Origin of the sequence: Streptomyces doebereineriae (assembly GCF_031845645.1) — a bacterium.
GTDB lineage: Bacteria > Actinomycetota > Actinomycetes > Streptomycetales > Streptomycetaceae > Streptomyces > Streptomyces canus.
Window position 1 is genome coordinate 184974 of record NZ_JAVREZ010000007.1, and the last position, 14939, is coordinate 199912.

Sequence of the window (14939 nt, forward strand, 5' to 3'; positions counted from 1 at the left end):
CTTTCCTCAGGTCGTGCTTGCGGTACGGCGCTGGACCAGCACGGCGGCGACGATGATCGCGCCCTTGGCGATCTGCTGGACGTCGCTCTGCAGGTTGTTCAGGGCGAAGATGTTGGTGATCGTGGTGAAGATCAGGACGCCGAGCACGGAGCCGGTGATGGTGCCGCGGCCCCCGCTGAGCAGGGTGCCGCCGATGATCGCGGCGGCGATGGCGTCGAGCTCGTAGAGGTTGCCGTTGGTGTTCTGACCGGAGCCGGACAGGATGATCAACAGGAAGGCGGCGATGCCGCAGCACAGTCCGGACAGCAGGTAGAGGTAGAGGCGCTGACGGCGGACGTCGATGCCGGCGAGCCGGGCTGCCTCGGCGTTGCCGCCGACCGCGACCGTGCGGCGGCCGAAGGTGGTGCGGTTCAGCACCAGCCAGCCGATGATCGTCACGACCGCGAAGACCAGGACCAGCGGAGGGATGCCGAGCACATAGGCGTCGCGCTCTCCGAGATCCAGCACGCTGTTGATCGAGACGATCTGCGTCCTGCCGTCGGTGATCTGCAGGGCGAGTCCACGGGCCGAGGCGAGCATGGCGAGCGTGGCGATGAACGGGACCATCCCGCCGTACGCGATGAGCAGGCCGTTGACCAGGCCGCAGCCGACTCCGACGATCACCGCGGTGAAGAGGATGCCCGCGAAGCCGTACTCCTGGGTGGCGACGGTGGTGGCCCACACGGAGGCGAGGGCGACGATCGCGCCGACGGACAGGTCGATGCCGCCGGAGGTGATGACGAAGGTCATGCCGACGGTGACGACACCGATCACCGAGGCCTGGGTGAGGACGAGTTGGAGGTTGCGGGTGTCGAGGAACTCGTCGGGCTTGGTGATGCCGCCGATGAGGATCAGTACGGCGAGCACACCGAGGAGGGAGAGGGTGCGGACGTCGGCGCGGGCGAACACCCCTCGCCACGCGAACGATTCGCTCGCCGAAGGCACTTTGTCGGCGCTCCCCCTGGGCGGGGACACATGTTGCGTCATGACGCCGGGCTTCCTTCCATGACGAGGTCGAGTACACGGTGTTCGTCGAGCTCACGGGCGGGCGCCGTATGCACGACACGGCCCTCGCGGAGCACCAGGACGCGGTCGGCGAGGCCGAGCACCTCGGGAACCTCACTGGAGACCAGCAGCACGGCCAGGCCTTCGTCCGCCAGTCGCCGGACGACCGCGTACAGCTCGGCGCGGGCGCCGACGTCGACGCCCCGGGTGGGTTCGTCGAGCAGCAGGACCCGGCAGCCGCGCAGCAGCCAGCGGGCCAGGACCGCTTTTTGCTGGTTGCCGCCGGACAGGGTGCGGATCGGCACGGAGGGGTTGTCGGGCCGCAGCGACAGTTCGCGGGTCGCCGCCCGGGCCGCACCGAGTTCGGCGCCCCGGTCGATCCAGCCGGCCCGGGAGAAGCGGGACATGGAGGAGACGGAGACGTTACGGGTGACCGACTCCAGCATCAGCAGGGCCTGCGCCTTGCGCTCCTCGGGGGCCAGTCCGATCCCGGCGCGGACGGCTGCTCGGACACTGCCCGGCTTCAACGCCTTTCCGTCCACGACGACTTGACCGGAGGTGGGCTTCCTGGCGCCGTAGACCGTCTCCAGGATCTCGGAGCGCCCCGAGCCGACGAGGCCGGCGAGGCCGACGATCTCTCCGGGGTGGATCACGAGGTCGAGGGGTTCGAACTCGCCCTGCCGACTGAGCCCTTGGACTTCAAGGAGCGGCCGCTCGCCCTTCGCGGGAGCCGTCGGCCGGTCCGGAAAGACGTACTCGACGTTGCGGCCCGTCATCAGCGCGACGACGTCTCGCGTCGGCGTCGATTTCGCAGGCAGTCCGACGGCGACGGCCCGGCCGTCCTTGAGGACGGTCACCCGGTCCCCGATGCGCCGGATCTCCTCCAGGCGGTGGGAGATGTAGACGACGGCGACGCCCTCGGCGGTGAGGTCGCCGACGATCCGGAAGAGGTTGTCGACCTCGTCCGGGTCGAGGGCGGCGGACGGTTCGTCCATCACGATCAGCCGTACGTCGTGGGAGAGGGCGCGCGCCATGGACACGATCTGCTGCTGTGCCGCCGACAGCTCCCCGACCAGGCGGGCCGGATCGATCTCCGGGTGCCCGAGTCGTCGTAGCAGTGCGGCTGTCGACTGACGGGCCGCCTTGCCCCGTACGACGAACCCCGCCGCCGTGGGTTCGTGGCCGAGGTGGACGTTCTCGGCCACGGACAGGTGCTCCACCAGGTCGAGTTCCTGGTAGATGGTGGCGATGCCGAGGCGCATGGCGGCGATCGGCGAGCGGAGCGTGACCTCCTCGCCGCGCCAGCGGAGGCGCCCGGTGTCGGGCTGGTGGGCGCCGGCCAGGACCTTGATGAGGGTGGACTTCCCGGCCCCGTTCTGGCCGAGCAGACAGTGCACTTCGCCGGCCTGGACATCGAGGTCCACGCCGTCGAGGGCCCGGACTCCGGGGAACGACTTGGTGATGCCGGACATGCTGAGCAGCGGTGGTTCTGGTGCCATGAGGTCCCCTTGGCGGGCGTGCGGGCCGGTTTCAGGGCAGGGCGAAGCAGGAGCGCTGTGCTGGAGGGGTGTGTCAGAAGGTGCCGTGGCGGACAGTGCCGTACCGAGAAGTGGCTTACGCGGGTGAGAACAGGTGGTCGCTGATGAGCCGGGCCGCGCCGATGACTCCGGCGGTGGGGCCCAACTCCCCCAGAACGATGGGCAGGTTGCCGGTCGCCAGCGGCAGTGACTGGCGGTAGACCTGGGTGCGGATCGCGGCGAGCAGGGTGTGGCCGAGGCCGGTGACCCCGCCGCCGATCACCACCAGGCCCGGGTTGAAGAAGCTGACCAGTCCGGCGATGACCTGGCCGGTCCGGTTGCCTCCCTCACGGATCAGGTCGAGGGCGGTGGCGTCTCCGGCGGCAGCGGCGGCGGCGACGTCGACCGCGGTCAGACCGCCGTTCGCCGCGAGGCGAGCGGCGAGTTCCTCGGAGCGCCCCTGCTCGACCGCCTCCACGGCGTCCCGGGCGAGGGCGGCCCCGCTGAAGTGGGCTTCCAGACAGCCCCGGTTGCCGCAGGCGCACGGGCGGCCGTCGGGCACGGCCTGGATGTGCCCGATGTCGCCCGCGCTGCCCGTCACCCCGCGGTGGACCTCACCGCCGGCGACGATGCCGCAGCCGATGCCGGTGCCGATCTTCACGCAGAGGAAGTCGCCCACGGAGTGTGCGACGCCCGCGTGCATCTCCCCCATCGCCATCAGGTTCACGTCGTTGTCGACCATGACCGGACAGCCGAGTTCCTGGCTGAGCGCCTCCCGCACGGGGAAGCCGTCCCAGCCCGGCATGATCGGCGGAGCCACCGGTACGCCCTCGGGGAAGCGGACCGGTCCCGGGACGCCGATGCCGGCGCCATCGAAACCCTCCGCGAGCCCCGAGGCCCTCAACTTCGCCGCCATGGACAGGACTTGCTCGAAGACCGCGACCGGGCCCTCGCGGACGTCCATGGGCTGGTTGAGATGTCCCAGGATCTCCAGCTCGGCGTTGGTGACGGCGACGTCGACCGAGGTCGCGCCGATGTCCACGCCGAGGAAACGCAGATTGGGGGCGAGCCGGATGTTGTGGGAGCGGCGCCCGCCGCGGGAGGCGGCGAGTCCGTCGGCCACGATCAGGCCCGTCTCCAGCAGGCGGTCCACCTCCACGGCCAGCTTGGACCGTGACAGGTCGACCTGATCGCCCAGTTGTGCACGGGAGTTGGGTCCTCCGTCGCGCAACAGCTTGAGCAGCCGGGCCTGATGCGCGTTCGCGGGTCGTGCCGTCATGCGTCTCACGAGCCCCTCCCCGCCTCTTTCGGCCACCAGTTGCCGGGCTTTCGAGGGGAACGTAGCAGCGGCTGCCGAACCTGGGAAGAAGCTGTGCAGAGATTGATGCCGACTTTCTCCTCTCGCAGGACAAAGACGTGTCGCACTCTGGTGTCCCGGCACCCGGCCCCGCAGGATGGGCGCAAGGGAGGGCAGCACATGTTTCTGGTGACGGGTGCGACGGGGAACGTGGGGGCCGAACTCGTGCGTGCGCTGGCGGAGTCCGGCGAGCGGGTGCGGGCGGTCAGCCGGTCCGGGCGGAGCGAGGGGTTACCGGCGGGCGTGGAGGCCGTGGCGGGAGATCTGAACCGGCCCGATTCCGTACGGACCGCGCTGGACGGCGCACAAGGGCTGTTCCTGATGCCCGGGTACGGCGGCCAACGGGAGATTCTGGCGGACGCACGGGCCGCGGGCGTGCGTCGCGTGGTCCTGCTCTCCGGCCTGTCGGCGGGCACCGGCGACCGGGACAACGCGGTCGCCGGCTATCTGCTGGACGCGGAGGACGCCGTACGCGACTCGGGCCTCGCATGGACGTTCGTCCGCCCGACGAGCTTCATGACCAACGCGCTCCGGCTCGCGGACCAGATCCGCGACGGCGACACGGTCCGGGTGCCCTTCCCGGAAGCGCGGACCACCGACATCGACCCGTACGACATCGCGCAGGTCGCGCTCCGAGCCCTGGTGTCCGACGAGTTCGCGGGCCGGGTTCTCGAAGTCACCGGCCCCGAGGCGCTGTTGCCCGCCGACCGGGTCCGGATCCTCGGCGCGGCGCTGGGCCGGGACCTGCGTGCCGTGGGACTGGAGCACGAGGAGACACGCGCCGAGATGGAGGCGGCCGGTGTGCCGAAACCGTATGTCGACGCCTTCTTCGGCTTCTTCGTCGACGGCACCCTGGACGAGTCGGTGGTGCTGCCCACCGTGGAGCAGGTCACGGGGCGGGCGCCGCGCACTTTCGCCCGTTGGGCCCGGGACCACACGGACGCGTTCCGGTGAGGTGACTACGAGCGTCGGCGTGCGTGGTACGACGTCCGCGTGTGCTCGGTGTGCTCCCGCATCAGTTCGGTGGCCCGCTGCTCGTCGCGGTCGGCGATCGCCGCGATCAGCTCACGGTGCTCGATCCAGGACTGGCGGCCGCGCTGGCGGGCGATCGGCGTGTAATACCAGCGCACCCGACGATCCACCTGCCCCGCCAGCTCCGCCAGAACCGCATTGCCCGCCAACTCCATGATCGTGGCGTGCAGACGGGCATTCAGAGCCACCGCAGCGTCCACATCGTCCGCGGCCACCGCACTCTCCCCCTGCGCACACAACTCCTCCAGCACCGCGATACCCGCACTGCCCGCATTCGCCGCAGCCAGCCGCGCCGCCTCCGCCTCCAACAACGTCCGCACCGTCAGAAGCTGATCGGCCTCCTCATCCGTCGGCTCATGCACAAACGCACCCTGAGCAGGCCGCAGATCCACCCAACCCTCGGTGTTCAACCGCTGCAAAGCCTCACGCACCGGCTGCCGCGACACCCCCAAATGACCGGCCAGCTCACTCTCCACCAGATGCTGACCCGGCTGCAGCGCACGCGTCGTGATCAGTTCGAGAAGCGCCTCGTACACGCGATCGCGCAGCGGACCGGGACGTTCGAGCTTCGGTACGGCTCCCTGCGGCAGACCTGTCGACAACATCGCGGTCCCCCTCCTCGGCGGGCGGACACCCCCGGACACCCCTACCAGTTGCCTTTTGTCTACAGTCTACGGCGCACAGGGGCCAGGTAAACCGGGAGTCGACCTCGTCACATCCCGCACCTCACGGGCAGCGGACGACCTGCCCGGCGTACGACAGGTTCCCGCCGAACCCGAAGAGCAGCACCGGGTCCCCCGTCGAGATCTCGCCCTGCTCGACCAGTTTGGAGAACGCGAGCGGAATGCTGGCCGCCGAGGTGTTCCCGGACTCCGTGACATCACGGGCCACCACGGCGTTGACCGCGCCGATCTTCTCCGCGAGCGGCTCGATGATCCGCAGGTTCGCCTGGTGCAGCACGACCGCGGCGAGGTCCTCGGGGGTGAGCCCCGCGCGCTCGCAGGCCTGCCGGGCCAGCGCCGGAAGCTTGGTGGTCGCCCAGCGGTAGACGCTCTGCCCTTCCTGCGCGAACCGCGCCGGCTCGCCCTCGATCCGCACGGCGTGCCCCATCTCGGGCACCGATCCCCACAGCACGGGAGAGATGCCGGGCACGTCGGCCCCCTCGACGACCGCCGCCCCCGCCCCGTCGCCGACGAGCACACAGGTGGTGCGGTCGCTCCAGTCGGTCACCGCCGACATCTTGTCGGCGCCGATCACCAGTGCCCGGGTCGCCGCACCGGCCCGGACGGTGTGGTCCGCGGTGGCCAGCGCGTGGGTGAAGCCGGCGCACACCACGTTGACGTCCATCGCGGCCGGAGAGGGGATGCCGAGCCGGGCCGCGACCCGGGCGGCCATGTTCGGGGACCGGTCGACGGCGGTCGAGGTGGCGACCAGGACCAGGTCGATGTCGGCGGGGGCGAGCCCGGCCGAGGCCAGCGCCTTGGCGGCGGCGTGCGAGGCGAGCTCGTCGACCGGCTCGTCGGGACCGGCGATGTGGCGGGTCCGGATCCCCACCCGGGACCTGATCCACTCGTCGCTGGTGTCGACCAGGCTCGCCAGTTCCTCGTTGGTGAGTACCTTGGCGGGCTGGTAGTGGCCGACTGCGGCGATCCGCGAGCCGTTCATGGAGGGTCCCCTCGTTGCCTTGGGTTGGGATCCTCCAGTCTGATCAGTGACTCACGGGTACGAGGGCACGTAAGGCCACAGGAAACGGGCGCCCGAGTTGTCGGCTTCCCTCACACCCTCGGACGCCCGAACACCTTCCGAACGGTCACCCGGTGAACAGCTGCGTGGCTTTCTGTACGAGTTCGTAGAGCCCGTAGGCGAGCGGCGCGCCGACCCACACCCAGGCGAGGGCGATCAGCGGGCGCCGGTCAGGCGGACTCTGGCTGCTGTCGGACTGCGGCATCGGCGGCCTCCCTCGGTGCGGGAATGTGGTGGCGGGCACTGACGGGGCGGACCAGCTCGTTGGCGACGAAGCCGACGACGAGCAGCCCGATCATGATCACGAACGACAGGCCGTAGAGGGCGGCCCCGCTCTTGCCCGCGTCCTCCTGCCGGTCGGCGATCCAGTTCACGATCAGCGGTCCGAGGACGCCGGCGGTGGACCAGGCGGTGAGCAGCCGGCCATGGATGGCGCCGACCTGGTAGGCACCGAAGAGGTCCTTCAGGTAGGCGGGGATCGTCGCGAAGCCGCCGCCGTAGAAGGACAGGATCACCAGCGCGCACAGGATGAACAGCGGCTTGGAGGAGTCACCGAACAGGGCGATGAGCCCGTACATCACCGCGCCCACGCCCAGGTAGACGCGGTAGATGTTCTTCCGTCCGATCAGGTCGGACGTCGACGACCAGCCGATCCGGCCGGCCATGTTGGCCGCCGACAGCAGCGCGACGAAGCCGGCCGCCGCCGACACCGAGACCGGGGTCGACGTCTCCTTGAAGAAGTCCGTGATCATCGGCGCGGCCTTCTCCAGGATGCCGATGCCCGCGGTCACGTTCATACAGAGCACGACCCACAGACACCAGAACTGGGGCGTGCGCACGGCGTTGCGCGCCGAGACCTGCGGCCCTTCGAAAGCACTGGGCGCGCTCTCGACCGGCTTCTCGCTGCGCGGCACGCGCACCAGCAGGACTCCGAGGAGCATGAAGACGGCGTACGACAGCCCGTGTACGAGGAACGCCAGTGCGATCCCGGAGCTGTCGGAGCCGAAGGAGTCCAGCATCTGCGCCGACCAGGGCGAGGCGATGAGCGCGCCGCCGCCGAAGCCCATGATGGCGATGCCGGTGGCCATGCCGGGCCGGTCCGGGAACCACTTGATCAGGGTGGAGACCGGCGAGATGTAGCCGATGCCGAGGCCTATGCCGCCGACGAAGCCGTAGCCGAGGACGATCAGCCAGTACTGCTCGGTGGCCGCGCCCAGCGCGGAGAGCAGGAAGCCGGACGAGAAACAGATCAGCGCCACTGTCATCGCCCAGCGCGGCCCGTTGCGCTCCACGAGCGTGCCGCCGAACGCGGCGGACAGACCGAGCATCACGATGCCGAGCTGGAAGGGCAGTGCGCTCTGCGTGCCGCTGAGACCGAGCGCGGACTCGAGCGGCGGCTTGAACACGGACCAGGCGTACGCCTGGCCGATGGAGAGATGGACCGAGAGAGCGGCCGGGGGGACGAGCCAGCGGCTCCACCCCGGGGGCGCGACAGGGGGACTCATGATCCCGGACGGTAGGAACAAACAAGCTGGTTGAAAAGGCGGCGCGTCGACCGTATGCGATGAGCGGTATCCCGGACGCGACGAACGGTCGAACCGGCCGGTTTCCCGAGCAGGTTGGGCCACGACGTCACCCTTGCGCAACCCATACCCATACTGTAGACAATATTTCGTCGACACCGACGGGAGCTCCGCCATGACGACCCCGACGGCCTGCCCCCGGCTCACCCGTCCCCTGGTCAGGGACGCACCCAACGAACCCTTGCGTCAGGTGAGTTGGGAGGAGGCGCTGGACCGCGCGGCGCACGGTCTGGGAAGGCACCGCGGCGCCTTCGGCATGTTCTCATCCGCCCGCGTGACCAACGAGACGCACTACCTGGCGCAGAAGTTCGCCCGGGTCGTCATGGGCACCAACAACATCGACTCGCCCGACCGGGCGCGCCACGCCCCGAGCGCCGCCGGCCTCGCCGCGGCCTTCGGGTCGGGCGGCGGGACCTCGTCGTACGAGGAGGCCGTGCACACCGACGTCATCGTGATGTGGGGCTCCGACGCCCGCTCGACACACCCGGTCTTCTTCCGGCACGTGCTGAAGGGGATCCGGGGCGGCGCCCGCCTGTATGTCGTCGACCCGCGCCGCACCGCCACCGCCGCCTGGGCGAAGAGTTGGCTCGGCCTCGACGTCGGCACCGACATTCCGCTGGCCCACGCGATGGGCCGCGAGATCATCCACGCAGGGCTTGTCAACCGTACGTTCGTCGAGCGGGCCACCTCCGGCTTCGAGGACTACCGGGCGCTGGTTGAACCCTGGACGCTCCCGCTCGCCGAGCGGGTGACGGGCGTACCGGCCGCCGCCATCAAGGAGTTGGCTCACGCCTTCGCCCGTGCCGAGCGCGCCCAGCAGTGCTGGGGGCGCGGCGTCACCGGGCACCGCAACGGCACCGACCACGTCCGTGCGCTGATCAACCTGTCGCTGCTGACCGGCCAAGTGGGCCGGTACGGCTGTGGGTTGCAGCCCCTGTCCGGCCGGGACAACGTGCACGGCGGGAGCGACATGGGCGCGCTCCCCCACCGTCTGCCCGGGTTCCAGGACATCCTCGACCCCTGTGCCCGGCGGACGTTCGAGTCCGCCTGGGGTGCCGTCGTCCAGCCGCACCACGGACTGCACCTGGCGGAGATGTCCGAGGCGATGGAGGAGGGCACGCTCAAGGCGCTCCACTGCGTCGGCGCGGACCCGGCCCGGTCGGAGGCGGACGGCGGGCGGGCCGTACGGTGTCTCAGGTCGCTCGACTTCCTCGTTGTCCAGGACACGCACCTCACCACAACCGCCCGGCTGGCCGATGTCGCCCTCCCTGCGGCTGCCGCCTGGACGGAGACCGACGGCACCACCACCAGTGGCGAGAGAAGGGTTCAGCGCGTACGGCGGGCTCTGACCCCGCCCGGCGAGGCGCGCGAGCACATCGCCATCCTCCGTGACCTGGCGGCGAGGCTCGGCCATGAGTGGAAGTACCGCGGTTCCGAGGCCGTTTGGGACGAGCTCAGGTCGGTGTCGCCGGACCACTCCGGGATGACGTACGCGCGCCTGTCGGAGCACCGGGGCCTCCGGTGGCCCTGCCCCGACACCGACCGGCTCGAACCGCCTTATCTGCACGGCCGGTTGTGGGAGAAGGACCCGGCGAGGCGGGGCAGACGGGCGCCGTTCGGCATCGTGCAGCACGATCCGCCGGCCGAGCGGGTCGATGAGCGGTACCCGATCCGGCTGGGCAGGGCGGGGCGCACGGACTCGTACGGGGGCTTCAACTCCCGTCCGGGGCACGGCATTGAGCTGTCCCCGGAGGACGCCGAGCGCTACGAGGTCGTGGCCGGTGAGGAGGTGCGGGTGTCATCACGGCACGCCTCGGTCCTCGCGTCCGTGCGGATCGACACCGCGCTCAGGCCCGGCCTCGCCTTCATGACCCCGCGTTCCCCCGAGGAGGTGGACGTCGACCGGGCGGCGGTCCGGATCGAGAAGCTGCCGATCACGACGATCGTCGGCTGACCGGAGCCGCCCGGCCGGCCCGTTCAGAAGGAGGTGACCTGGTGGATCTGCGCTACGGCGACAGCGAGCCGACGGACGACGAACGGGCCGCCGTGGACGCCCTGTTGGGCCCGCCGACGTCCTTCTGGGAAGGCGCGGAGCGTTCCGAGGCCGATCTGAGACGGGCCCGTCCGTCCCGGGACCGCCGCCATCTGTTGCTGCCGGGCCTGCTCGCGATCAACGACCGCGTCGGCTGGATCAGCGAAGGTGCCCTCGCCTACCTGTGCCGCCGGCTGACCGTCCCACCGGCGGAGGCGTACGGCGTCGCCACCTTCTCCCCCCTGTTCTCGGTCCGGCCCCGCCCCGCCACCGTGCTCCGCGTGTGCACGGACCTCGTGTGCACGGCCGCCGGGGCGTCCGGCCTGTGCACCGCCGTCGAGGAGAGGCTCGGCAACGGTGTCCACCTCGAGCGCAGCCCCTGCCTCGGCCTGTGCGAACGCGCTCCGGCCGCGCTCGTGACCAAGGCGGGCGATCCGGTGCGTACGGCGGTCTCGGCACCGGCGACCGTCGAAGGGGCCGTCCTCGCCGCGCGTGCGCCGGACTCGGCGCCCGAGGAGCCGCCGGCCGAGACGGCCGTACCGCAGACGGGTCAGGACGGTCTGCTGCTCCTGAGCCGGGTCGGCGCCGTGGACCCGTCGTCCCTGGACGACTACCGCGCCCACGGCGGCTACACCGCCCTGCGCCGGGCCTTCGCGCTCGGTCCCGCCGGAGTCGCCCGCGCGGTCCTCGCCTCCGGCCCGGCCGGGCAGGGTGGCGCATTCTTCCCCACCGGCCGCGTTTGGCAGGCCGCGGCGTCCCCGCCCGACCACCGGCCCTACCTGGTGTGCAACGCGGGCGAGTCCGCACCGGGCGCGTTCAGGGACCGCGTGCTCATGGAGGGCGACCCGTTCGCGCTGGTCGAGGCGATGACGATCGCCGCATACGCGATCGGCGCCCACCGCGGCTTCCTCTGTCTGCGCGACGCGTTCCCGCGGGCGACCAGCCGCATGCGGCACGCCGTCGAACAGGCGCGGACCCGCGGCCTGCTCGGTGACGACGTCCTCGGCCGGGGCTACGCCTTCGACATCGAGATCCGGCGCGGCGCGGGCGCGTACGTCTGCGGCGAGGAGACCGCCTTGTTCAACTCCATCGAGGGCCACCGGGGCGAGCCTCACTGTCAGCCGCTTTCCCCGGCGGAGCAGGGCCTGTTCGGCAGGCCCACGGCGGTGCACGACGTCGAGACGCTGGTCGGCGTGCTCCCGATCCTGGCCCTGGGGGCACCGGCGTACGCGGCGACCGGCACCGAGAAGTCCATCGGGACCCAGCTGTTCTGCGTGTCCGGGAGTGTGGAACGGCCCGGGGTCTACGAGCTGCCGTCCGGCGCGACCCCGGCCGAGCTGCTGTCGGCGGCCGGGGTCCGGGAGAACCTGCGCGCGGTACTGCTCGGCGGGGCCACCGGCGGTTTCGTGCGGCCGGACGAACTGGACGTCCCGTTCGCCTTCGAGGGCAGGGCAGGCTCGGGTGTGGTCATGGCCTTCGACGACACGGTCCCGCTGCCCCGTCTCCTTCTCCGCATCGCCGAGTTCTTCCGGGACGAGTCGTGCGGGCGGTGCGTGCCGTGCCGGGTCGGGACCGTGCGCCAGGAGGAGGCGCTGCGCCGGATCGTCGAGCGCGCGGGTGCGGCCGCGGCCGACGACATCGCCCTGCTCCGGGACGTCGGCCGCGCGATGCGGGACGCCTCGATGTGCGGTCTCGGGCAGAACGCGTGGAATGCCGTGGAGTCCGCCGTGGACCGACTGGGGGTGTACGGATGAGGGCGATGCCGCTGAGTCCGCGTGGGGCCGTTGGGTCGCCCGGGACGTGTGCGGGCGTGCGGATGAGCCGTGCCGCTGGGCCGTGTGAGTGCCTTGGGTCACGCGGGGCGTTCGGGAGCGTATGCATGACCGCCGTGTCGCTGGGTCGTGTGGGCGCCTTGGGTCGCCCGGGGCATCTGGGGGTGTACGGATGACCGCCGTACCGCTGGAGATCCCGCGCCGCGGGCTGGAGTTCACGATCGACGGTGAGCCTGTGCGCGTGACGGAGGGCTCGACGATCCTGGACGCCTGCCGGGCGGCCGGGAAGGACGTCCCGGCTCTGTGCCGGGGCGGCCCGCTCACGCCTGGCGGTGACGTCTGCCGCCTCTGTGTCGTCGAGGTGGAGGGGGCCACGGCCCTCGTGCCGGCCTGCTCCCGCCGGGCGGAGCCGGGAATGGACGTCAGAACCGGCACCGAGCGTGTCCGGCACAGCCGCAGGATCGTCCTCGAACTGCTCGCCTCCTCGGCCGATCTGTCGACGACACCGCGAGCCGCTGAGTGGATCAAGGAGTACGACGCGCGTCCGGACCGCTTCGGCCCGGACGCCGCTCGGCTCGACGAGCCGCCGAAGGTCGACAACGACCTGTATGTGCGCGACTACGGCAAGTGCGTCCTCTGCCGCCGGTGCGTGGACGCCTGTGGGGACGAGGGACAGAACACCTTCGCCATCGCCGTTTCCGGTCGCGGCTTCGGCACCCGGATCGCCGTGGAACACGACGCGCCGCTCACCGACTCGGCCTGCGTGTTCTGCGGGAACTGCATCGACGTATGCCCGACGGGGGCCCTGTCGTTCAGGTCGGAGTTCGACAGGCGAGCGGCGGGTACCTGGGACGAGGCGTCACAGACCCGCACCGACACCGTGTGCGCGCACTGCGGAGTGGGCTGCGACCTCACGCTCCATGTGCAGGACAATGAAGTCGTGAAGGTCACCACCCCGCACGAGCAAGCGGTGACCCAGAGCAGCCTCTGCATCAAGGGCCGTTTCGGCTACCAGCACGTACAGAACCGGGACTGAGACACATATGGGACGAGTCACGGAACGACGCAAGGTGATCCGCATCCGCGACGGGGCGATCTCCTCCCGCCCCGACACCCTGGTCACCGAGGAACCGCTGGAGATCCGCCTCAACGGCAAACCCCTCGCCATCACCATGCGCACCCCCGGCGACGACTTCGCCCTCGCCGCCGGCTTCCTCGTCAGCGAAGGCGTCCTCGCCCAACACCACGACCTGCAGAACATCGTCTACTGCGCCGGAGCCACCGCCGACGGCACCAACACCTACAACGTCGTCGACGTCACCACCACCCCCGGCCTGCCCATCCCCGACATCACCCTCGAACGCAACGTCTACACCACCTCCTCCTGCGGCCTGTGCGGCAAAGCCAGCCTCGACGCCGTCCGCACCACCACCCACTGGCCCCTCTCCGACACACCCCCGCTCCGAATCGAACCCGACCTCCTCGCCACCCTCCCCGACCGGCTCCGCGCCGCCCAACGCGTCTTCGACCGCACCGGCGGCCTGCACGCCGCCGCCCTCTTCACCGAACACGGCGAACTCCTCGACATACGCGAAGACGTCGGCCGCCACAACGCCGTCGACAAACTCATCGGCCGCGCCCTGCAACACCACAACCTCCCCCTGACCCGCGTCATCCTCCTCGTCTCCGGCCGCGCCTCCTTCGAACTCGCCCAAAAAGCCGTCATGGCCGGCATCCCGATCCTCGCCGCCGTCTCCGCACCCTCCTCCCTGGCCGTCGACCTCGCCACCGAAACCAGCCTCACCCTCGTCGGCTTCCTCCGCGGCCACTCCATGAACGTGTACGCGGGAGAACACCGGCTCGCCCTGGAAGCCACAACGGCCACCCAGAGCTGACCACTGGTCCGAGCGCGTTCAGCCCGCCACGAAGCGCACCTGGTCCACCGTCGCCACCGTGCCCAGGCGCGGGAAGTCGAGCCGTGCCGAGGCCTCGTGCTCGGCGGTGGTGAAGGCGGCCATGGCGTCCTCCACGAAGACGAGGTCGTAGCCGAGGTCGAGGGCGGCGCGGGCGGTGGACTCGACGCCGAGATTGGTGGCGATCCCGCCGAACACCAGCGTGGTGACGCCGAGTTCACGAAGGCGCGCGTCCAGGTCCGTGCCCTGGAAGGCTCCGATGGTCCGCTTCACGATCTCGATGTCGCCGTGCCGGGCGAGGCCGGGCACCAGCCCGCTTCCGGGTGGCTGGTCGGGGACTCCGGGCCGCTCGACGCGCACGAGGACGACGGGTGCGCCGGCGGTACGGAAGCCGGCCGCCAACTTCTCGGCGGCGGCGAGGACTTCGGTGCCTTTGCGGGGTTCCAGGGGCAGGGCGACGATCCGGTCCATCAGATCGACGAGTACGAGGGCGCTGCGCGCAGGGTCGAGAGCGAGAGGTCCGGTCATGACGGAACGTTATCCGTCATCAGCCCTGCGTACCGGAGATCCGGATCAACAGGCTCATGAACTGGGCCCGTTCGGCCGCCGAGAGGGGGGCCAGCAGCTCGCCGTTGGCCTCCAGGGCCACCTTCTCGCAGCGTTTCAGCAGCCGTGCCCCCTCGTCCGTGAGGGACACCGCGTTCTTGCGGCGGTCGGCGGGGTCCGGTTCGCGCAGGACGAGACCTGCGGACTGGAGGTCGTTCAGGATGCCGACCAGGTCCTTGGGGTCGAGCCGCACCCCGCGGCCGAGGTCGGCCCTGGGCGACATACTCCATCCGTGACGGGACACGCGCACGGTTCTTGTGAGGCGCAGGGTACGGAACTACCGTCCGTGACCCGAAGGTCATATTTCCGGATGTACGACAATGAAAGGGCGGATTCGCCC

General features: G+C 70.6%; 13 protein-coding genes and 1 pseudogene. 5 read left to right on the forward strand and 9 right to left on the reverse strand.

The window, feature by feature from the left end; translation table 11 throughout:
• Positions 1-6 precede the first annotated feature (6 nt).
• The 3 genes from RNB18_RS21785 to RNB18_RS21795 all read right to left on the reverse strand — a co-directional run bounded on the left by RNB18_RS21785 (position 7) and on the right by RNB18_RS21795 (position 3840).
• The gene (locus tag RNB18_RS21785; RefSeq protein ID WP_311715776.1) at positions 7-1026 is read right to left on the reverse strand and encodes an ABC transporter permease; all 1020 of its coding nucleotides are present in this window, start codon (positions 1024-1026) and stop codon (positions 7-9) included.
• The gene (locus tag RNB18_RS21790) at positions 1023-2543 is read right to left on the reverse strand and encodes a sugar ABC transporter ATP-binding protein (RefSeq protein ID WP_311715777.1); all 1521 of its coding nucleotides are present in this window, start codon (positions 2541-2543) and stop codon (positions 1023-1025) included. The genes RNB18_RS21785 and RNB18_RS21790 overlap by 4 nt, the downstream gene beginning before the upstream one ends.
• A 115-nt stretch (positions 2544-2658) precedes the next feature.
• Complete coding sequence (locus RNB18_RS21795; protein ID WP_057616221.1) at positions 2659-3840, reverse strand: ROK family transcriptional regulator; 1182 nt, start codon at positions 3838-3840, stop codon at positions 2659-2661.
• Positions 3841-4038: 198 nt separating this feature from the next.
• Here RNB18_RS21795 and RNB18_RS21800 point away from each other — a divergent pair, with 198 nt between their 5' ends.
• Positions 4039-4872: an NAD(P)H-binding protein gene (locus RNB18_RS21800; RefSeq protein WP_311715778.1), complete on the forward strand. Its 834-nt coding sequence runs from the start codon at positions 4039-4041 to the stop codon at positions 4870-4872.
• Positions 4873-4877: 5 nt separating this feature from the next.
• On the opposite strand, the gene RNB18_RS21805 is transcribed toward RNB18_RS21800, so the two are convergent.
• The 4 genes from RNB18_RS21805 to RNB18_RS21820 form a co-directional block, all read right to left on the reverse strand.
• The gene (locus RNB18_RS21805; RefSeq protein ID WP_311715779.1) at positions 4878-5555 is read right to left on the reverse strand and encodes a GntR family transcriptional regulator; all 678 of its coding nucleotides are present in this window, start codon (positions 5553-5555) and stop codon (positions 4878-4880) included.
• A gap of 121 nt (positions 5556-5676) precedes the next feature.
• Positions 5677-6615 (reverse strand): beta-ketoacyl-ACP synthase III, encoded by a 939-nt coding sequence (locus RNB18_RS21810; protein ID WP_311715780.1) that lies wholly within the window; start codon positions 6613-6615, stop codon positions 5677-5679.
• A 145-nt stretch (positions 6616-6760) separates the two neighbouring features.
• On the reverse strand, positions 6761-6898 hold the full coding sequence (locus RNB18_RS21815) for an MFS transporter small subunit (protein ID WP_167368276.1): 138 nt from the start codon (positions 6896-6898) through the stop codon (positions 6761-6763).
• Positions 6864-8198: an OFA family MFS transporter gene (locus RNB18_RS21820; RefSeq protein WP_311715781.1), complete on the reverse strand. Its 1335-nt coding sequence runs from the start codon at positions 8196-8198 to the stop codon at positions 6864-6866. The genes RNB18_RS21815 and RNB18_RS21820 overlap by 35 nt, the downstream gene beginning before the upstream one ends.
• A 193-nt stretch (positions 8199-8391) precedes the next feature.
• Here RNB18_RS21820 and RNB18_RS21825 point away from each other — a divergent pair, with 193 nt between their 5' ends.
• From RNB18_RS21825 to fdhD, 4 genes are all read left to right on the forward strand, one after another.
• Complete coding sequence (locus RNB18_RS21825) at positions 8392-10230, forward strand: molybdopterin oxidoreductase family protein (RefSeq protein ID WP_311715782.1); 1839 nt, start codon at positions 8392-8394, stop codon at positions 10228-10230.
• A gap of 41 nt (positions 10231-10271) precedes the next feature.
• Complete coding sequence (locus RNB18_RS21830; RefSeq protein WP_311715783.1) at positions 10272-12062, forward strand: NADH-ubiquinone oxidoreductase-F iron-sulfur binding region domain-containing protein; 1791 nt, start codon at positions 10272-10274, stop codon at positions 12060-12062.
• Between the two features lie 190 nt (positions 12063-12252).
• Complete coding sequence (locus tag RNB18_RS21835) at positions 12253-13116, forward strand: 2Fe-2S iron-sulfur cluster-binding protein (protein ID WP_311715784.1); 864 nt, start codon at positions 12253-12255, stop codon at positions 13114-13116.
• Between the two features lie 7 nt (positions 13117-13123).
• Complete coding sequence (fdhD, locus tag RNB18_RS21840) at positions 13124-13975, forward strand: formate dehydrogenase accessory sulfurtransferase FdhD (protein ID WP_311715785.1); 852 nt, start codon at positions 13124-13126, stop codon at positions 13973-13975.
• Between the two features lie 18 nt (positions 13976-13993).
• Here fdhD and RNB18_RS21845 read toward each other — a convergent pair whose 3' ends face one another.
• A complete protein-coding gene (locus tag RNB18_RS21845) occupies positions 13994-14521 on the reverse strand; it encodes an isochorismatase family protein (RefSeq protein ID WP_311715786.1) in 528 nt (175 codons plus the stop codon).
• Between the two features lie 19 nt (positions 14522-14540).
• Positions 14541-14813: pseudogene (locus tag RNB18_RS21850) on the reverse strand (MarR family winged helix-turn-helix transcriptional regulator); the annotation flags it as partial.
• Positions 14814-14939 lie beyond the last annotated feature (126 nt).